At 72.2% G+C, this 19,774-nt stretch carries 11 protein-coding genes; 5 read left to right on the forward strand and 6 right to left on the reverse strand.

Annotated elements, in window-relative coordinates; translation table 11 throughout:
• Positions 1-18: 18 nt before the first annotated feature.
• Positions 19-5,784 carry an excinuclease ABC subunit UvrA gene (gene uvrA, locus LOC65_RS02670; RefSeq protein ID WP_230246536.1) on the reverse strand — a complete coding sequence of 1,922 codons (5,766 nt, stop codon included), beginning with the start codon at positions 5,782-5,784 and terminating at the stop codon, positions 19-21.
• Between the two features lie 242 nt (positions 5,785-6,026).
• On the opposite strand from uvrA, the gene LOC65_RS02675 reads away from it, so the two are divergent.
• Entirely contained in the window at positions 6,027-7,076 is a 1,050-nt protein-coding gene (locus LOC65_RS02675; protein WP_009856129.1) for an ABC transporter substrate-binding protein, read from the forward strand.
• Between the two features lie 7 nt (positions 7,077-7,083).
• Here the strand turns inward: LOC65_RS02675 and LOC65_RS02680 are convergent, their stop codons facing one another.
• Positions 7,084-9,222, reverse strand: a complete 2,139-nt coding sequence (locus LOC65_RS02680) for a D-(-)-3-hydroxybutyrate oligomer hydrolase (protein WP_230246537.1) — start codon at positions 9,220-9,222, stop codon at positions 7,084-7,086.
• 229 nt (positions 9,223-9,451) lie between these two features.
• On the opposite strand from LOC65_RS02680, the gene LOC65_RS02685 reads away from it, so the two are divergent.
• The 3 genes from LOC65_RS02685 to LOC65_RS02695 all read left to right on the forward strand — a co-directional run bounded on the left by LOC65_RS02685 (position 9,452) and on the right by LOC65_RS02695 (position 12,539).
• On the forward strand, positions 9,452-10,426 hold the full coding sequence (locus tag LOC65_RS02685; protein WP_230246539.1) for a tripartite tricarboxylate transporter substrate binding protein: 975 nt from the start codon (positions 9,452-9,454) through the stop codon (positions 10,424-10,426).
• A gap of 66 nt (positions 10,427-10,492) precedes the next feature.
• On the forward strand, positions 10,493-12,028 hold the full coding sequence (locus LOC65_RS02690) for a malonyl-CoA synthase (protein WP_230246540.1): 1,536 nt from the start codon (positions 10,493-10,495) through the stop codon (positions 12,026-12,028).
• 154 nt (positions 12,029-12,182) lie between these two features.
• On the forward strand, positions 12,183-12,539 hold the full coding sequence (locus tag LOC65_RS02695) for an iron-sulfur cluster assembly protein (RefSeq protein ID WP_230246541.1): 357 nt from the start codon (positions 12,183-12,185) through the stop codon (positions 12,537-12,539).
• 95 nt (positions 12,540-12,634) lie between these two features.
• On the opposite strand, the gene LOC65_RS02700 is transcribed toward LOC65_RS02695, so the two are convergent.
• Positions 12,635-14,332 (reverse strand): MFS transporter, encoded by a 1,698-nt coding sequence (locus tag LOC65_RS02700; RefSeq protein WP_230246542.1) that lies wholly within the window; start codon positions 14,330-14,332, stop codon positions 12,635-12,637.
• Between the two features lie 362 nt (positions 14,333-14,694).
• Here LOC65_RS02700 and LOC65_RS02705 point away from each other — a divergent pair, with 362 nt between their 5' ends.
• The gene (locus LOC65_RS02705; protein WP_230246543.1) at positions 14,695-15,669 is read left to right on the forward strand and encodes a fasciclin domain-containing protein; all 975 of its coding nucleotides are present in this window, start codon (positions 14,695-14,697) and stop codon (positions 15,667-15,669) included.
• Between the two features lie 24 nt (positions 15,670-15,693).
• On the opposite strand, the gene LOC65_RS02710 is transcribed toward LOC65_RS02705, so the two are convergent.
• The 3 genes from LOC65_RS02710 to LOC65_RS02720 all read right to left on the reverse strand — a co-directional run bounded on the left by LOC65_RS02710 (position 15,694) and on the right by LOC65_RS02720 (position 19,759).
• On the reverse strand, positions 15,694-17,844 hold the full coding sequence (locus tag LOC65_RS02710) for a 3'-5' exonuclease (RefSeq protein WP_230246544.1): 2,151 nt from the start codon (positions 17,842-17,844) through the stop codon (positions 15,694-15,696).
• Complete coding sequence (locus tag LOC65_RS02715) at positions 17,841-18,203, reverse strand: response regulator transcription factor (protein ID WP_009855847.1); 363 nt, start codon at positions 18,201-18,203, stop codon at positions 17,841-17,843. Before LOC65_RS02715 ends, LOC65_RS02710 begins: the two co-directional genes overlap by 4 nt.
• 140 nt (positions 18,204-18,343) lie before the next feature.
• A complete protein-coding gene (locus tag LOC65_RS02720) occupies positions 18,344-19,759 on the reverse strand; it encodes a putative nucleotidyltransferase substrate binding domain-containing protein (RefSeq protein WP_230246545.1) in 1,416 nt (471 codons plus the stop codon).
• Between the last annotated feature and the right edge of the window lie 15 nt (positions 19,760-19,774).

The following is a 19,774-nucleotide window of genomic DNA, read 5'->3' on the forward strand; positions in this document are numbered from 1 at the left end:
ATGGGTGCCGCCTGACGGTCAAAGCCGCAGCTCGCCCCGTGCCAGCACCGGCGCCAGCGCGCGCCCGGTGTGCGTGCCGGCGGCCACCACCTGCTCCGGCGTGCCGGCGGCCACCACGCGGCCGCCCTCGCCGCCGCCTTCGGGGCCGAGGTCGAGGATCCAGTCGGCCTCGGCGATGACGTCGAGGTCGTGCTCGATGACGACGACGCTGTGGCCGCCGTCGACCAGCCGGTGCAGCACACGCGCCAGGCGTTCGACGTCGGCCATGTGCAGGCCGACCGTCGGCTCGTCGAGCACGTACAGCGTGTGCGGCAGGCGGTTGCCGCGCCGCGTGACGTCGTCGCGCACCTTGGACAGCTCGGTGACGAGCTTGATGCGCTGCGCCTCGCCGCCGGACAGCGTCGGGCTCGGCTGGCCCAGCGTCAGATAGCCCAGGCCGACGTCCTTCAGCAGCTGCAGCGGGTGGGCGATCGCCGGCATGCTGGCGAAGAAGCCGACGGCCTCGTCGACCTCCATGCGCAGCACGTCGCCGATGCTCTTGCCGCGCCAGGTGACGGCCAGCGTCTCGGCGTTGAAGCGGGCGCCGTGGCAGACGTCGCAAGGCACCTTCACGTCGGGCAGGAAGCTCATCTCGATCGTGCGCATGCCCTGGCCTTCGCAGGCCGGGCAGCGCCCGTCGCCGGTGTTGAAGCTGAAGCGGTTGGCGGCGTAGCCGCGCGCCTTGGCTTCCAGCGTCTCGGCGAAGAGCTTGCGGATCGCGTCCCAGAAGCCGATGTAGGTCGCCGGGCAGGAGCGCGGCGTCTTGCCGATCGGCGTCTGGTCGACCTCGAGCACGCGGTCGACCGGCTCGAAACCGGTCAGCCCGCTGCAGCCGACGAGGCCGTGGAAGCCGTTGGCCAGCATCGCGTCGCGCCCGGCCTTGGTCGACTTCTGCGTCACCGCGGCCTGCACGCTGGCCAGCAGCACGTCGCGCGCCAGCGTGCTCTTGCCCGAGCCGCTGACGCCGGTGACGGCGACCAGGCGCTTCAGCGGCACCGTGACGTCGACGTTCTTCAGGTTGTGCAGCGACGCGCCGCTGAGCGTCAGCGCCGGCGCGTCGGCCTCGACCGGGCGGCGCGGCTGCAGCGGGTGTCTCGGCGGCGTGGCGAGGAAACGCCCGGTCAGCGACTCGGGCGCCGCCGACAGGTCGGCCACCGTGCCCTGGGCGACGAGGCGGCCGCCGCGCACGCCGGCGCTCGGGCCGATGTCGATGATGTGCTCGGCGCGCCGGATCGTGTCCTCGTCGTGCTCGACGACGACCAGCGTGTTGCCCTGGTCGCCGAGCTTGTGCAGCGCGTCGAGCAGGATGCGGTTGTCGCGCGGGTGCAGGCCGATCGTCGGCTCGTCGAGCACGTAGCAGACGCCCTGCAGGTTGCTGCCGAGCTGCGCCGCCAGGCGGATGCGCTGCGCCTCGCCGCCCGACAGCGTCGGCGCGGCACGGTCCAGCGTCAGGTAGCCCAGGCCGACGTCCTCGAGGAACTGCAGCCGGCTGCGGATCTCGGTGACGATGTCGCGCGCGATCTCGGCGTCGCGGCCGGTGAGATCCAGCGCCTCGACCCAGGCGCGCGTCTCGCGCACCGACAGCCGGGCGATGGCGCCGATCGACTCGTCGTCGAAGGTCACCGCCAGCGCCGCCGGGTTCAGGCGCGCGCCGTGGCATTCCGGGCAGGGCTGGTCGGCCAGGCCCTCGACCTCGGGCTCCTCGGACGGGAAACTCTGCTCGCGGCCCTTGTCGCTGTCGTCGCGCACCGAGTCGTCGAAGGCCTTGCGCTGCTCGCGTGTCAGCGCCAGGCCGGTGCCGACGCAGTGCGTGCACCAGCCGTGCTTGCTGTTGTAGCTGAACATGCGCGGGTCCAGCTCGGGGTAGCTGGTGCCGCAGACCGGGCAGGCGCGTTTGGTCGAGAAGACCTTCAGCTCGCCGATGCCGCGGCCATTGCCGCCGCCGTCCATCGCCGCGGCCAGGCCATCCAGCGGGTGCAGCAGGTGCAGCACGCCCTTGCCCAGCTCCAGCGCCTTGGCCAGCAGCGTGCGCAGCTCGGCTTCGCCGGCCGGGTCGACGACCAGATCGCCGACCGGCAGCTCGATCGTGTGCTCCTTGAAGCGGTCCAGGCGCGGGAACGGCGACACCGGCACGAACTCGCCGTCGACGCGCAGATGGGTGTGGCCACGCGCCGAGGCCCACTTCGCGAGGTCGGTGTAGAGGCCCTTGCGGTTGACGACCAGCGGCGCCAGCAGCCCGACGTGCTGGCCGCGGTGGTCGCGCAGCAGCTGCGCGGCGATGCTCTCGGTGCTCTGCGCGCGCACCGGCGCGCCGTCCTTGACGCAGTGCTGCAGCCCCAGCTTCACCCACAGCAGGCGCAGGAAGTGCCACAGCTCGGTGGTCGTCGCCACCGTGCTCTTGCGGCCGCCGCGCGACAGGCGCTGCTCGATGGCCACCGTCGGCGGGATGCCCCAGACGGCGTCGACCTCGGGCCGGCCGGCCGGCTGCACGATGCTGCGCGCGTAGGCATTCAGGCTCTCCAGGTAACGCCGCTGGCCTTCGTTGAACAGGATGTCGAAGGCCAGCGTGCTCTTGCCCGAGCCGCTGACGCCGGTGACGACGTTGAACTTGCCGCGCGGGATGTCCACCGACAGGTTCTTGAGGTTGTGCTCCTTGGCGTTGACGATGCGGATCGTGTCGTCCTCGGCCTGGCGCTCGCGGCGGCGGGCACGCACCAGCGTCTGCAGCGGCGTGCCGTCCAGGCCCCCGGCCGTGCGTTCGGCGGCCCGCGCGACGCCCAGGCCCAGCGCGGCCTCGTACTCGCGCAGCGCGACGCCGGTGTGCGAGCGCGGGTGGGCCTTCAGGTCCTCGGGCGTGCCGGCGCAGACCAGCTCGCCGCCGGCTTCGCCACCGTCGGGGCCGAGGTCGACGATCCAGTCGGCGGCGCGGATGACGTCGAGGTTGTGCTCGATGACGAGCAGCGAGTGCCCCGCCTCCAGCAGCTTGCGCATCGCGCGCATCAGCTTGGCGATGTCGTCGAAGTGCAGGCCGGTGGTCGGCTCGTCGAACAGGAACAGCGTGCCGCGGCGCAGCGCCGCGCGCGTGTCGCGGTCGGCGAAGGCGCCGGCCCAGGCGGCGCTGCCGCCGCCGGCCGGCACTGCCGGGCGCTTGCCGGCCGCGGCCTCGGCGAGGAAACCGGCGAGCTTGAGCCGCTGCGCCTCGCCGCCCGACAGCGTCGGCACCGGCTGGCCCAGGCGCACGTAGTCCAGGCCGACGTCGACGATGGGCTGCAGGCGCTGCACCACGTCGCGGTCCTGCTGGAACCAGTGCACGGCCTCGGCGACGGTCAGGTCCAGCACGTCGGCGATCGACAGCTGCATGGGCCCGCGCACCAGCTTCACGTCGAGGATCTCGGCGCGGTAGCGGCGGCCGTCGCAGTCGGGGCAGCGCAGGTAGACGTCGGACAGGAACTGCATCTCGACGTGCTCGAAGCCCGAGCCGCCGCAGGTCGGGCAGCGGCCGTCGCCGGCGTTGAAGCTGAAGGTGCCGGCGGTGTAGCCGCGCTCGCGCGCCAGCGGCGCGTCGGCGAACAGCTTGCGCAGCTCGTCGAAGGCGCCGACGTAGCTCGCCGGGTTGCTGCGTGCGGTCTTGCCGATCGGGCTCTGGTCGACGAACACGGCGTCGCTGAGCCAGTCGGCGCCGAGCAGCCGGTCGTGCTCGCCGGGGGTCTCGGTGGCCTTGCCGAAATGGCGCGCCAGCGCCGGGTGCAGCACGTCCTGGATCAGCGTGCTCTTGCCCGAGCCGCTGACGCCGGTGACGACGACCAGGCGCTGCAGCGGCAGCTCGACGCTGACGTTCTTCAGGTTGTGCTGGCGCGCGCCTTCGAGGATCAGCTTCGGCGTGCTGGCGCCGACCGCACGCCGGATGCCCATGCCGACCTGGCGCCGGCCGCCGAGGTAGGCGCCGGTCAGCGTGTCGGCCTCGCGCGCGGCGTCGGGCGTGCCGTCGAAGACGATGCGGCCGCCACGTTCGCCGGGGCCGGGCCCCATGTCGATCAGGCGGTCGGCGGCCAGCATCACCGCCGGGTCGTGCTCGACGACGACCAGCGTGTTGCCGGCGTCGCGCAGCCGGTGCATCGCGGTGACGATGCGCCCCATGTCGCGGGGGTGCAGGCCGATCGACGGCTCGTCGAGCACGAACATCGTGTTCACGAGCGAGGTGCCCAGCGCCGTCGTCAGGTTGATGCGCTGGACTTCGCCGCCCGACAGCGTGCGGCTCTGGCGGTCCAGCGTCAGATAACCCAGGCCGACGTCGACGAGGTACTTCAGCCGCGTGCGCACTTCGTCCAGCAGCAGCTTCAGCGCCTCGTCGAGCATCGTGCCGGGCAGCGTCAGGCCGTCGAAGAAACGCCGCAGACGCTCGATCGAGAGCTGCATCAGGTCGTGCAGGCCCAGGCCCGGCAGCGCTTCGAGCTGCTCGCGGCTCCAGCCGACGCCGACGGGCAGGTAACGCTGCGACGGCGGCAGCACCGCGTCGGCGTCGGCCTTCGTGCCCAGGCGCCACAGCAGCGGCTCGAGCTTCAGCCGCGCGCCGCCGCAGGCGGTGCACGGCGTGTAGCTGCGGTACTTGGACAAGAGCACGCGGATGTGCATCTTGTACGCCTTGCTCTCCAGGTAGCCGAAGAAGCGGCGGATGCCGTACCACTGCTTGTTCCAGTTGCCGGTCCAGTTCGGCGAGCCTTCGATGACCCAGTCGCGCTGCGCCGGGGTGAGCTGGTTCCAGGCGGTGTCGCGCGGGATGCCGGCCTCGCCGGCGTACTGGATCAGGTCGTCCTGGCACTCGGCCCAGGCCGGGGTCTGCAGCGGCTTGATGGCGCCGTTGCGCAGCGTCTTGCGCCCGTCGGGGATGACGAGGCCGAAGTCGACGCCGATGACGCGCCCGAAACCGCGGCAGGTGTCGCAGGCGCCGTAGGCCGAGTTGAAGCTGAACATCGCCGGCTGCGGCTCGGCGTAGCGGATGTCGCTCTCGGGGCAGTGCAGCCCGGTGCTGTATTTCCAGGTCGTGCCGTCGTCACCGACGTGCACCGTGAGCCGGCCGCCGCCGCGCTTGAGCGCGAGCTCGATGGCCTCCATCACGCGCGCGCGCTCGGCGCCGGCGAAACGGAAGCGGTCGGCGACGACGTCGAGGATCTTGCGCTCGCCCGCGACCCGTTCGCCCTGAACGCGCGTGAAGCCGGCGGCCGACAGCCACTGCTCCTGCTGCTCGGGCGTGGTGTCGGCCGGCAGCTCGACCGGGAAGCTGAACACGAGGCGCGGGTCGCCAGCGGCGGCGGCGCGCGCCGCGAGGTCGTCGTGGATGGTCTCCGGCGTGTCGTGGCGCACCGGCAGCGCGGTCTCGCGGTCGAAGAGCTGGGCGGCGCGCGCGTACAGCAGCTTCAGGTGGTCGTTCAGCTCGGTCATCGTGCCGACCGTGCTGCGGCTGGTGCGCACCGGGTTGGTCTGGTCGATGGCGATCGCCGGCGGCACGCCGTCGACGCGGTCGACCGCCGGGCGGTCCATGCGGTCCAGGAACTGGCGCGCGTAGGCGCTGAAGGTCTCGACGTAGCGGCGCTGGCCTTCGGCGTACAGCGTGTCGAAGACCAGGCTGGACTTGCCCGAGCCGCTGGGGCCGGTCACCACCGTCAACTCGCCGGTGTGGATGTCCAGGTCGAGGTTCTGGAGGTTGTGCTGGCGGGCGCCGCGGATGCGGATGGAGCCGGACGACATCTTGGAGGGCTCGGCGGAAAGGCGAACCGGTCATTCTAGGAGTCGACCGCGACGCCTGCCGGACACCCCCGCCTTGCACGAGAGCGCGCCGGGTGTGAACTGTTGGGGCCGCGGCGCCCCCCTAGAACGAAGACGCTTCGCTATCCTCGACGGCTTCGCAACCTCCAGCGCCGTCCGTCATGCGTGAACTCCGGCGACTCGCCGCCGTCCTCTGCCTCGGCATCGTGACGAGCACCGCCGCCATGGCGCAGATCGTGGTGGGGCAGACGACCGGCCTCACCGGCCCGGCCGCCGCCGGCTCGAACGAGAACATGGTCGGCGCCCGGCTCTGGTTCGACCGCGTCAACGCCACCGGCGGCATCGGCGGCAAGCGCATCGAGCTGGTCACGCTGGACGACCGCTTCGAGCCCGCCCGCGCGGCCGAGAACGCGCTGCGGCTGATCATGGTGCGCCAGGTGATGGCGCTGTTCATGACCCGCGGCACGCCGCACACCGAGGCGCTGCGCCACATGCTGGCGCAGTACGAGGTGCCGCTGGTCGCGCCGTCGACCGGCGCGATGCTGCTGCACAAGCCGGTGGACCCGTGGATCTTCAACGTGCGCGCGCCCTATCAGCGCGAGGCCGAGAAGCTGGTGCAGCACCTGGCGACGATCGGCATGCGCCGCATCGGCCTCGTGCACGTCGCCGACTCGTTCGGCGAGGACGGCGCCGCCGGCGCGCTGCGCGGCTTCGAGAACACGAAGATCAAGCCGCTGTTCGTCGAGAGCTACGACCGCGCCAAGCCGGTGTTCACCTCGGTCGTGCAGAAGGCCAAGGCGGGCGACGCGCAGGCGGTGGTCTTCATCGGCACCGCCGACGCCGTCGTCGAGGGCACCCAGGCGCTGCGCGCCGCCGGCTCGCTGGCGCAGATCGGCACGCTGTCGAACAACGCCTCCAGCGGCTTCATCAAGGCGCTGGGCGAACACGCCAACGGCACGATCGTGACCCAGGTCTTCCCCAGCGAGCGGGCGCTGTCGACGACGCTGGTGCGCGAGGCCAGCGAGCTGGCGCGCGCCGCCGGCATCGCCGAGCTGACGCCGGCGATGATCGAGGGCTTCGCCGGCGCCAAGGTGCTGGTCGAAGGCCTGCGCCGCGCCGGGCCGAACCCGACGCGCCAGACGCTGCGCCAGGCCCTGGAGGGCCTGCGCAACGTCGACCTCGGCGGCCTGGAGCTAAGCTACGGCCCGAACGACCACTCGGGGCTGAACTTCACCGAACTGTCGATCATCAGCGGCGGCTACTACCGCCGCTGAGGCCGGTTCAGCGCGGCACCACCAGCGTGCCGTCGCCGAAGACGATGCGGTCGCCCGCGGCCGGCTCGGCCAGGATCGGCGGCACGTTGCCCGCCGCCAGCGCCGGCGCGGCGCCGGGGCTGCCGCCGCGCGGCAGCGTGCGCACCACCTGGCTGGGCGGCAGCGGCGCGCCCTGCGTCAGGTGGGCCCACATCAGGTCCATCGCGCGGTTGAAGTAGACGTGCAGCGGGACGAAGCGCGTGTCGTAGCCGAGCAAGGCGCCGAGCGCGATGAAACCGTCGAAGTGCTGCGCGTTCGTCACCTCGACGTAGCGCACGCCGTCGGCGCCGCCGTGGGCCTGGGTGCGCGCGTAGTAGGCCCGCGCGGCGTGGTTGACCGGCAGCAGCGCGTCGCTGCGGCCGGCGACGATCAGCACCGGCTTGCCGCGCAGGCGGCCGTCCAGCCGCACCTCGGCGACGCCGCGGCGCACACGCTGCGAGGCCTCGCGCATCGCGCCGCCGAGCAGCCGGCCGGCGGTGTCGCGGCCGGTGAGCAGCGAACGCTGGCACAGCGCACCGTCGAGCGCGAAATCGGCCAGCCCGCTGCCCGGCGACACGGCGAGGAAGTCCAGCTTCGCACCGCCCGACGAGGCGTCGTAGACGATGTTGACGCCGGTCGTCGGCGGCACGCCGTTGCCGGTCGAGAAGATCGACGCGACGCCAGCGGCCGAGGGCGCGGCCGGCGCACCGGTGGCGTCGGTGTTGGCGAACGTGAAGCCGCAGAGGCGGTCCTCGACGCCGAAGCGGCCGTAGGCATTGGTGTAGGTCGTCGCGATCGAGTTGGTGGCGAAGCGGTAGTGCGACTGGTGCAGGAAGTCGGCCTCCGCCGTCCAGCCGTAGGCCCGCAGCCGGGCGAGTGCGTCGGCGGCCTGCTCGGCGATCGTCGCGCCGGCGACCAGGCCCCGGGCGGCCAGCGCGGTGCAGCGGTTCTGCGCCGCCGCGGTGAAGGCCGCGGGCCAGAGGGCCGGCGACACCGCAGTGCCGCCGCCGGCGGCCGGCGCCAGCAGCGCGCAGGGCTGGTAGAGGTTGGCGAACGTGAAGTAGTCGGCCAGCGGCCGGCCGATCGTCGCCACCGGCGTGTCGCCTTCGCGGATCGACAGGCCATGCATCCAGCGCGGCTGGGCATTGGGCTCGCTGACCGCGACGCCGTCGATCAGGCCCTCGCGGTCCTGCTCGGCGGCGGCGAGCGCGGCGCCGCCGCCATTGGAGACGCTGCTGGCGATGACGAGGGTGTTGCGGGCGTTCAGCGTCGCCTCGCGGCGGCCGTCCCGGTCGAGCTTGCCGTAACGCTCGTTGAGCACCCAGAACGCGAAACGCACCGCCTGCAGCGTGTGCCGGCCCCAGTCGGCCTCGGGGTTCTGCCCCGAATGCGCGTGTTTGTAGGCCACGCGGTGCGGCGCCTGGGCCAGCAGGGCCTGGCGCTCGGTGTCGGCCAGCGGCGCGCGGAACAGCGCCTCGGCGCCGGCGGCGGCGGCATCGACGACACGGCCGTCGCGCAGCGTCACCCGGTCGGCACCCAGCTCGTGCAGGCCGTTGCCGCTGCCCTTGTCGGTGTAGGCGACGGCGCAGCCGCGCTTGAGCCCCCACTCGCCGGCGGTGCCGATGGCGCCGTAGATGCCGCGCGAGCCCGAGGAGGTGGCGGTGACGATGCACGGCCGCGCCGGGTCGAAACGCTCGGGCACCTGCACCATCAGCGTGACGTTCTGGCGGCCGCTGCCGTCGTCGAGCCAGGCGAAGGTCTCGCGGCCGGCGATCTTGCCTTCGCCCAGCGTGTCGCGGCCGTCGGCGTCGATGTTGGGGCCGTAGAGCACGCCCATGCCGCCGGCGGCGGTGTAGTCGACCAGCGCGCGATAGTTCACGTAGATCGCGTTGCGGCGCAGTTCGGCGGGTGTCGGCGCCAGCGGGTCGGCGAAGGCCGGCGTCGCGCCCATCAGCCCGGTCTTGCCGAGGCCGGCGGTCAGCAGGTCGTCGGCGACACCGTCGTAGACGGCCTCGGTGACCGGCCCGCGCACGCCGGCCGGCAGAGTGTTGGCCGGGGCGGTCCAGGCGGTGGCGGCTGACAGCAGGCAGGCGGCCGCGACGGCCGTCCAGGTCGGGGTGTGCTTCACGGTCGGTTCTCCTGACGGGGGAGCGGGCCGTCGCCTCGCCCGGCGCTGGAGGCGCCGGCGCGCAGGATGCCCCGTGGCCGGCAGCCGGCAGCAGCGGGCAAACCCGCCGCCCGGAACGCGGGGGGCTCCGCTGCGGGTATGCCCCCGGGCTTCACCCGGGCGTCATCGGCACCGGCCGATGGCAGCATGGCCCGGCCCGCAGTCCGCGGGACACATGAGGAGGAGACAGATGCCGCCTTGGTCCCGCCGCCGGCTGCTGGCCGCCGGTTCCGTCCTGCTCGCGCCGGCCTGGGCGCGTGCGCAGTCCGCGGGCACCCGCCCGGTGACCATCGTCGTGCCCTTCCCGCCCGGCGGCGGCACCGACGCCTTCGCCCGCCCGCTGTTCGGCGCGATGACCCGCGCCGCCGGCCGCCAGTACCTGATCGACAACCGCGGCGGCGCCGGCGGCAACCTCGGTGCCGGCCTCGCCGCCAAGGCCGCGCCGGACGGCAGCAACTTCTTCATGGGCGCGGTGCACCACGCGATCGCGCCGGCGATGTACCCCAAGCTGGACTACAGCCTGGAGGGCGACTTCGTGCCGGTGACGCTGGTGGCCAGCGTGCCGCAGGTCATCGTCGTCAACCCGCAGCGCGTCGCGGCGCGCACGCTGCCGCAGCTGCTGGCGCTGCTGCGCGCCAAACCCGGCGGGCTGAACTACGGCTCGGCCGGCAACGGCACCTCGCACCACCTGGCCGGCGAGCTGTTCAAGCAGCAGTCCGGGACCTTCATCACCCACATCCCCTACCGGGGCGCGGGGCCGGCGCTGCAGGACCTGATCGCCGGCCAGGTCGACCTGATGTTCGACGGCCTGGCCTCGTCGGCGGCGCACATCAAGTCGGGCAAGCTGCACCCGATCGCCGTCGCCGGCACACGCCGCGCACCCGGTTTCCCCGACGTGCCGACGGCACGCGAGCAGGGCCTGCCCGACTACGTGGTCTCGACCTGGTACGCGTTGTTCGCGCCCAAGGCGACACCGCGTGACGCGGTCGAGCGTTTCGGCGCCGACGTCAGGCGCGCCATCGCCAGCGACGAGCTGCGCACCACCTGGACCGGGCTGGGCGCCGAGCCGCCGGACCTGCAGGGCGAGGCGCTGGGCAGGTTCGTCGCCGCCGAGACGCGGCGCTGGGCCGAGGTCGTCAAGCGTTCCGGCGCCAAGCTCGACTGAACACGCTGGGAACGTCGGCCCGGAAAGCCTAGGATCGGCGAGCCCTCCGCTCCCGACTGGATGACGATGTCCGACCAGAACCTGTTCGCCGCGCTGCGCGCCGCGTTCCCCGACGACCTGGACTCGATCGCGATCGACTGCGGCGACAGCCCGCAGCCGCTGGCCTACACCTGGCGCGACCTGGACCGCGGCACCGCGATGCTGGCCAACCTGCTGGCCTCGCTGGAGCTGCCGCCGGCCTCGCGCGTGCTGATGCACGTCGACAAGAGCGTCGAGGCGCTGATGCTGCACCTGGCGGTGCTGCGTGCCGGCCACGTCGTCGTGCCGCTGAACATCGCCTACCTGGCCGCCGAGATCGAGTACTTCATCGGCGACGCCGAGCCGGCGGTCGTGGTCTGCGCGCCGCGCCACTTCGGCTGGACCAGCCGCATCGCCTTCCAGGCCGGCACGAAACACGTCTACACGCTGGGCGACGACCGCAGCGGCACGCTGCTGGACCGCGCCGCGTTCCAGCCCGACGTGCACGAGACGGTGGCACGCGCCGCCAGCGATCTGGCGGCCATCGTCTACACCAGCGGCACCACCGGGCGCAGCAAGGGCGCGATGCTCTCGCACGGCAACCTGCTGAGCAACGCGCGCGTGCTGCACGAGGCCTGGGCCTGGCAGCGCGACGACGTGCTGATCCATGCGCTGCCGATCTTCCACGTGCACGGGCTGTTCGTCGCCTCGCACGGTGCGCTGCTGGCCGGCGCCCGCATGATCTGGTTCTCGCGTTTCGACGCCCGAGCCGTCGTCGAGCGCCTGCCCGAGGCCACGGTCTTCATGGGCGAGCCGACGCTGTACGTGCGCATGCTGGCCGAGCCGGCGCTGGACCGCGAACGCTGCGCGGGCATGCGCCTCTTCGTCAGCGGCTCGGCGCCGCTGCTCGTCGACACCTTCCGCGCCTGGCGCAACCGCACCGGCCACGTGATCCTCGAGCGCTACGGCATGAGCGAGACCGTCATGCTGACCTCCAACCCCTACCGCCCCGAGGACGCGCGGCGCGCCGGCACCGTCGGCCCGGCGCTGCCGGGTGTCGGGCTGCGGGCGCGCGGCGAGGACGGCGAACTGGTGCCGCCGGGCGAGATCGGCGGCATCGAGGTGCGCGGGCCCAACGTCTTCTCGGGCTACTGGCGTTTGCCGGAGAAGACCGCCGAGGAGTTCAGCGCGGACGGCTGGTTCAAGACCGGCGACGTCGGCCGCGTCGACGCCGACGGCTGGGTGACGATCGTCGGGCGCAGCAAGGACCTGGTCATCACCGGCGGCTTCAACGTCTACCCGGCCGAGGTCGAGGCGCTGATCGACGACCTGCCGGGCGTCGTCGAGTCGGCGGTCGTCGGCGTGCCGCACCCGGACTTCGGCGAGGCCGTCGTCGCGGCCGTCGTCGCTCAGCCGGGCGCGACGCTGGACGGCGAGGCGCTGATCGCGGCACTGAAGGACCGCATCGCGCACTTCAAGGTGCCCAAGCGGGTCTTCGTCGTCGCGGAGCTGCCGCGCAACACGATGGGCAAGGTGCAGAAGAACCTGCTGCGCCAGACCTTCCAGCGCAGCTTCTCCGGCTGAGGCGCCGCATCGGCGACCCCAGACCACCACGATGCGGGATCGCGCCGCACACGACGGGAATCCGGGATCGCCTGGCTTTGTCCATGACAAAGCCGAGAGCAAATTTCCGAGTGTCCTGGTTGATTGGGGTCATGTCCCCGCCATAATCACGGAAATGAACAAGACACAGCCGATCCGTCTGTTGCCTGAACCGGGCTGTGGCGGCTGCATGCCCAGCCATGCCGGCTGCGGCGGCGGCTTCGGCCGCCCGTGTCCCGCGCCCGAACTGCGTGGCAACCCGGCGCTGGTGCAAGGCGTGCTGGAGTCGCTGCGCGGCGTCGTCGCCGCCGACGGCGGCAACATCGTCGACCGCCAGCTCGTCAAGGCGCTGCACATCGGCGCCGACGAGGCCGAGCTGACCGTCAGCTTCCCGCCGAGCTGCGGCATCGGCCGCGACCTCGCCGAAGGCGCCTTCCAGGCCCTGCGCCGCGCGCTGCCCGACACCGACGTCTACGTCCGCCACGCGGACTGAGGTTTCCGCTCCCCCAGACAAAAGCCGGGCATCGCCCGGCTTTTTGCATTCCATCCGGCGGCCCGTGCGGGCCGCCGGCGCGACGGAGGTGGTCGTCAGTCCGCGGCGTAGATGTCGCGGTCCTTGGTCTCGCGGATGAACAGCAGGCCGATGACGAAGCACACCGACGCGATGACGATCGGGTACCAGAGGCCGTGGTACATGTTGCCGTTGGCCGCCACCATGGCGAAGGTGATCGACGGCAGCAGGCCGCCGAACCAGCCGTTGCCGATGTGGTACGGCAGGCTCATCGAGGTGTAGCGGATGCGCGTCGGGAACAGCTCGACCAGCATCGCCGCGATCGGGCCGTAGACCATCGTCACGTAGATCACGAGGATGGTCAGGATGCCGACGATGGTCCACCACTGCCCGCCCATGAACTCGATCGGCTTGGCCTTGGCCGGGTAGCCGGCCTCGTTCAGCGTGTCACCCAGCGACTTCTTGAAGTCGGCGATGGCCTTGGTCGATTCCTCCGAGAACTTGTGGCCACCGGCGATCGTCGTCGCCGTCGGCGGCGTGATCGGCGTCTGGCCGATCATCACCACGGTCGGCGAGCCGGCCGGCAGGGCCTCGTTGACGTAGCTGGCCGAGCGTTGCGTCAGCGCGCGCTTGGCGATGTCGCAGGCCGAGGTGAAGTCGACCTCGCGCGCGATCGGGCTGCCCTGGAACGAACAGGTGGCCGGGTCGGCCCGCACGACGATCTCCGAGCGTGCCTGCGCGGCGGCCAGTTCCGGGTTGGCGGTGTTGGTCAGCGCCTTGAACAGCGGGAAGTAGGTCAGCACCGCGAGCAGCATGCCGGCCAGGATGATCGGCTTGCGGCCGATCTTGTCCGACAGCGTGCCGAAGACGACGAAGAACGGCGTGCCGATCAGCAGCGAGGCGGCGATCATGATGTTCGCCGTCGCCGGGTCGACCTTCAGCGAGCTGGTCAGGAAGAACAGCGCGTAGAACTGGCCCGAGTACCAGACCACGCCCTGGCCCATCACCAGGCCGAACAGCGCCAGCAGCACGATCTTCAGGTTCTTCCACTGGCCGAAGCTCTCGGTCAGCGGCGCCTTCGAGGTCTTGCCCTCTTCCTTCATCTTGCGGAACGCGGGCGACTCGTTCATCGACAGGCGGATCCAGACGCTGATCGCCAGCAGCAGGATCGAGACGATGAACGGGATGCGCCAGCCCCAGGCGGCGAAGGCCTCCTCGCCCATCAGCGTGCGCGTGCCGAGGATGACCAGCAGGCTCATGAACAGGCCCATCGTCGCCGTGGTCTGGATCCACGACGTGTAGGCGCCACGCTTGCCTTGCGGCGCGTGCTCGGCGACGTAGGTCGCGGCACCGCCGTACTCGCCGCCGAGCGCCAGGCCCTGCAGGATGCGCAGCAGGATCAGGATGATCGGCGCGGCGATGCCGATCGAGGCATAGGTGGGCAGGATGCCGACGATGAAGGTCGACAGGCCCATGATCAGGATCGTCACCAGGAAGGTGTACTTGCGGCCGATCATGTCGCCCAGGCGGCCGAAGACCAGCGCGCCGAAGGGCCGCACGATGAAGCCGGCGGCGAACGCCAGCAGCGAGGCGATGAACTGCGCCGTGGGGTCCAGCGCGGCGAAGAAGTGCTTGCCGATGAAGACGGCGAGCGAGCCGTACAGGTAGAAGTCGTACCACTCGAAGACCGTGCCCAGCGAGGAGGCGAAGATGACTTTCTTCTCCTCGCGGGTCATCGGCGCTTTCGACGGCATCGCGGCGGTCGTGGCTGCCATGGGGGGTTGTCTCCTGTTGATTTCACGGTGCCGCACGCCCGACGGCGGCACGTGCGGCGCAATGTCGAATCGACCTCTGACCGCTTTCTGACGCCAAACTGAACGTTCGCTGACGATTTCCGGCCTTACCCGCAGCTTTCTTTTCGCATTGCAGAATTTCGGCCGCGGATTCGGGAAATTCCCCAGCGTTTTGCAGCGGTATCAAGAGGCAGTGGATTCCCTCGGTTTTGCACTCCAGCCACGCCCGCGAGGGCCGGAGATCCCGCACCAACCAAACGGTCACTTTGCGACCGTTAAGTAGTTCACGAAAACCTTTCGGTAACTTCCGGCCGCGAGCGATTGAGCTCGATCAAGGAGCACCGATGACCCGCTGGCTGAAGACCCTCATCGCCACGTCCTCCGTCGCCTTGCTCGCCGCCTGTGGCGGCGACGGCGGCGACGACCATCCCGGCACCATCGCCGAGGTGGCGACCGAACGGAACCTGAGCGCGCTCGTCGCCGCGGCCGACAAGGCCGGGCTGGTCGACGAGCTGAGCGCCGAAGACGCGGCGCTGACCGTCTTCGCGCCGACCGACGCGGCCTTCGACGCGCTGGCCACGACACTCGGCTTCGCCGACGCCGGCGCGATGGTCGCCGCGCTCGACGCCGAGACCCTGGGCCGCATCCTCGCCTACCACGTGCTGCCGGCGCGCCGCACCGCCGCCGAGCTCGCCGCCGGCGACGAGCCGACGCTGTACGAGTTCGAAGGCGCGCCGGCGACGCTGGACGTGGCGACCGCCGACGGCGTGACGCTCGGCGACGAGGTGCTGACCCGGGCCCGCGTGACGACGGCCGACGTCGCGGCGCGCAACGGCGTCGTTCACGTCATCGACAAGGTGCTGGTGCCGCCGGGCGTGCTCGACCTCGTGCAGATGGCCAGGCTGAACCCGGCGTTCTCGACGCTGGTGGCGGCGGTCGCCGCCGCCGGGCTGGACGACGACCTGGCCGGCACCGGCCCGTTCACGGTCTTCGCGCCGACCGACGACGCCTTCTCGGCGCTGCTCACGCGCACCGGCCTGAGCGCCGAGCAGTTGCTCGCCTCGCCCGGCCTCGCCGACACGCTGCGCTACCACGTCGTCGCCGGCGACGTGCGCGCCGCCGACGTGCTGGCGCTGCCGAACCCGGCCTTCGTCGACACCCTGCTCGCCGGCAACGACCTGGAGCTGCGCAACGACACGCTGACGCTGGTCGACGACGACGTCGACAGCCCCGACGCGACGATCGCCGCGACCGACGTCATCGCGCGCAACGGCGTCATCCACGTCATCACGCAGGTGCTGATCCCGGCGCCGAACTGAGCGCCGGCGCCGCCGCCCGGTGCGCTAGTAGGCGAGCCGGGCGAGCGCGCTGCGCCGCGAGGCCTCGAGCGCCTCGCCCAGCGTGCGGATGCCCGCGGCCTGCAGCAGCGGGATCATCTTCAGGAAGACCTCGGCGGTGACGATCGCGTCGCCGAGCGCCGTGTGCCGGCCCAGCACCGGCACGCCCAGGCGTTCGGCGATGGCCTCCAGCGAGAGCCGCTCCTGGTTCGGGTGCAGCACCTGCGACAGCAGCAGCGTGTCGAGCACCGGCATGTCGAAACGCACGCCGGCGGCACGCTCCTTCAGCTCGAGGAAACGCAGGTCGAAGGCGGCGTTGTGGGCGACGAGCACGGTGTCGTGGGCGAAGGCGTGCAGCGCCGGCAGCACCTCGCGGATCGTCGGCTGGCCGGCGACCATCGCCGGCGTGATGCCGTGGATCGCGACGGTGCGTTCGGGGATCGCGCGCTGCGGGTCGACGAGCTGCTCGAAGCTCTCGTGGCGGCGCAGCTTGCCGGCGACTATGCGTGTCGCGCCGATCTGGATGATCTCGTCGCCGGCCGAGGGCTCCAGCCCGGTGGTCTCGGTGTCGAACACCGTGTAGGCGAGTTCGGCCAGCGTGCGGTCGGCCAGCTCCAGCGCCATCTCGCGGGTCTGGAACAGGTCGAAGTCGTAGAACTCCGGCCGGCTCTCGCGGCGCGCCAGCAGCCCGCTGTCCAGCGGCTCGGCGGCGTCGGCCAGCGGCAGCAGGAAACGGAAGAACGCCTCGGCACGCACCCGCTCGCGCTCGAACCAGAACGTGCCGCCGTGGCGCTGCACGACGTCGCGCACGGTCAGCGCGCTGGCTTCGCCGCCGACACGCATCGCCTCGGTCTCCCAGGCGACCGCGGTCTCGGTGCTGACGCCGGGGCCGATCCAGGCCAGGTCGAGCTGGGCACGCGTGCCGGCACGCTGCAGCCGGATCTGCACGACCTTGACGCCGTATTCCTCGACGACGCGCCCGGCGAGGAAGACCAGCGCCTGGATCAGCGAGAAGCTGTCGAGCTTGAGCCACAGCGACGGGTCGACCTCGGTGCCGGCGGTGCGGCAGCGGTGCTCGGCCTCGATGCGGCGCAGCGCCGCGGTGACGAAGTCGGCGCCCTGCATGTCCTCCAGCGGCCAGCGCGTGCGCATCGTCTCGGTCGTGTAGTGCGCCAGCTCGCCGATGCGGTGGCCCAGCGCACGCACCTCGTCGCGGATCACGCCCTGCAGCCGCGCCGCGGTGGCGGCGTCCAGCGCCGGGTCGTCGATCAGCTCGACGGCGGCCTGCAGGTTGGCCAGCGACGCACGCCCGGCCTCGGTGTGCTCATGCAGCCGGCGGTCGCGTTCGGACTCCTCGGCGAAGTCGCGCGTGATGTTGTCCAGCATCAGCACGAAGCCGGCAAGCGGGCCGCCGTCGTGCTCGCGCACCGGCGCCAGCTGCACACGCAGCAGCTGGCCGCCGCGTGTCGCGGTGACGAACTGCGCCGACGGGTGCGCGACGCCGCGCTGCAGCCGCTGCTGCACCATCTCCAGCGCATGGGCGACGAGCGCGCGGTCGAAGACGGCGTAGATCGAACGGCCGATGCCCAGGTACTCGGCGCCGCCGATCGCCGGCGCCGGCGACAGCGCGCGGAACTGCAGCCGCGCGCGGCCGTTGTAGAGCAGGATGCGGCCGTCGAGGTTGCAGACGACGACGCTCTGCGCCAGCTCGGACATCAGCGCCGCCAGCCGGCTCTTCTCCTGCTCGACCTGGCGGCTGGCCTCGCGCACCCGCGCCTCGACGTCGGCGCGCCAGGCCGCGCGCTCGCGCAGCAGGCGGTTGACGGTGTCGACCAGCGCGCGGCTGCCGGCGCTGCCGCGCGGCTCCAGCTCGCGCCCCGGCGCACCGGCCAGCAGCACCTGCAGCAGCTCGGCGATGCGCCCCGGAGCGGCGCCGAAGTGGTGCCAGGCCCAGCGCATCCCGACGCCGGCGGCGATGGCGACGACGACCAGCGCCAGCACCAGCAGCGCCGCGCGCGGCCCGAGCAGCGCGCCCAGCGCCGCGGCCTCGGCCGGCGCCAGCGTCAGCAGCAGCAGCGCCGCCACCAGCGCCGCCGCCAGCAGCAGGGTCGCCGCCGGCGCCAGCGCGGCCAGCCACTCGTGGCGGTCGGGTTTCATGAAAGCAGCTGGCGCACCCGCTCGGCGAGCTCACGCGTGGAGAACGGCTTGGCGACGTAGGCGTCGGCGCCCAGCCCCAGGCCCTGCGCGACGTCGGTCTCGCCGCAGCGGGCGCTGAGCAGCAGGCACTTGGTCGTGGCGCAGGCCTCGTCGGCGCGCAGCGCCTGCAGCACCTCGAAGCCGCTGCGGCCGGGCATCACGACGTCCATCAGCAGCAGGTCGGGATGTTCGCGGCGCGCCGTGTCCAGCGCCTCGATGCCGTCGCGCGCGACCAGCACGCGCCAGCCTTCGCGCTTCATCAGGAACTCGAGCGGGATGACGCTGTTGGCCTCGGCGTCGGCCAGGAGCACGGTCTTCATCGGGAGTCTCCTCTCGTCGCGGCGCAGGCGGCCGGCGGGCGCGTCGTCGCGGCGCCCGGCGCGATGCTGCGCGATCCGGGCGCGCCGCGCCAGTGGCGGCGAACCCGCGGAGCCGGGACGACGGATTGCCGCGCCATCGTTCAGAGCTTGTCGAAGCGGAAGTGCTGGCGCAGGTAGGCGCGCAGGCGCTTGACGACGGCCAGCGAGTCGCGCAGCGGCTCGCGCTCGAGCAGGCCCAGCGACGCGGGCTGGATCTCGTTGCCGGCCACGCGCCCGGCGGCCTGCGCCTGCAGCTGGTGCTGCAGGCGCAGCGTCATCAAGAGGTGCAGCGCGTCCTCGAGGTCGCGTGCCAGCGTCGTGTCCAGCGCACCGGCGGCGACCAGCGCGTGCAGCCGCGCGACGGTGCCGGTCTCGCGCAGGTGGCGCTGCAGTGCCAGCGCGCGCACGCCCTGCACGATCGGGAACAGGCCCAGCTTCTTCAGGTCGAGTGCCGCCTCGTCGCGCCGGCCGGGCAGCCAGCCCAGCCAGTGGTGCGGCTCCTGGAACTGGTCGGCGGCGGCGGCGAAACGCGCGAGGTAGGCGTCGTGGTCGCCGAACAGCCGGTGCAGGTGCTCGCGCAGGCCGTCGAGCAGCGTCGCGTCGCCGGCCACCGCGGCGGCGTCGCAGAAGATCGCCAGCCGCATCGGGCCCTCGGCGTCGCGGCCCATCACCCAGTCGCGCAGCTGCTCGCGCCACTCGGCGACCGGGCGCCGCCACAGCGGGTTGGTGACCATGATGCCGCCGGGGCACGGCGGGTAGCCGAAGTTGGCCAGCGCGGCGCTGAAGCGCTGCACCGCGGTCTCGGTCTCGGGGTGCTCGAAACCGTCGCGCAGGATCAGCGCATTGTCCTGGTCGGTCTTCAGCACCTGCTCGCCGCGGCCTTCGCTGCCCATCACGACGAGGCAGCTCGCGGCCACCAGCTCGGCCGGCGCGACCAGCGACCAAAGGCGCTGGAACAGCCGCGCGTGCAGCTCGCCAACGAGGTGCGCGATGCGTTCGACGTGCACGCCGCTGGCGGCGAACAGGCCGACCATGCGGTCGATCTGCAGCGCCGCGGCCTTCAGCTCGTCGACCGAGCCGGCCTCGTCGATCTGCAGCGCCGCCAGGTGCGAGTGATTGGCGACGAAGCTCACCAGGTCGAGCTGGCCGAGCAGGCCGACGATGCGTTCGCCGTCGCGCACCAGCACGCGGTGCACGCGGTGGCGGACCATCAGCCACAGCGCCTCGAAGACCTCGGCGTCGGCCTGCACGGCGATCACCGGGAAACGCGCGACCTCGCGCACCGCCAGCGCCGCCGGCGGCTCGGGCCGCAGCAGCGCGTCGCGCAGGTCGGTGGTGGTGAAGATGCCCAGGCGTTCGCCGTCCTGCACCAGCGCGTGGGTCAGACCACGCTCGGACAGCTGGCGGCACAGCGACACGAGGTCGGTGCCGCCATCGACGACGAAAGCCTTGCGGACGTAGGCGTCGCGCACCCGCGCCGTGACCAGCGACAGCACTTCCTGCCGGGGGTCGGACACGGGTGCGGGCCTCGC

The organism is Rubrivivax sp. JA1055 (assembly GCF_020966565.1).
GTDB classification, from domain to species: Bacteria; Pseudomonadota; Gammaproteobacteria; order Burkholderiales; family Burkholderiaceae_C; genus Rubrivivax; species Rubrivivax benzoatilyticus.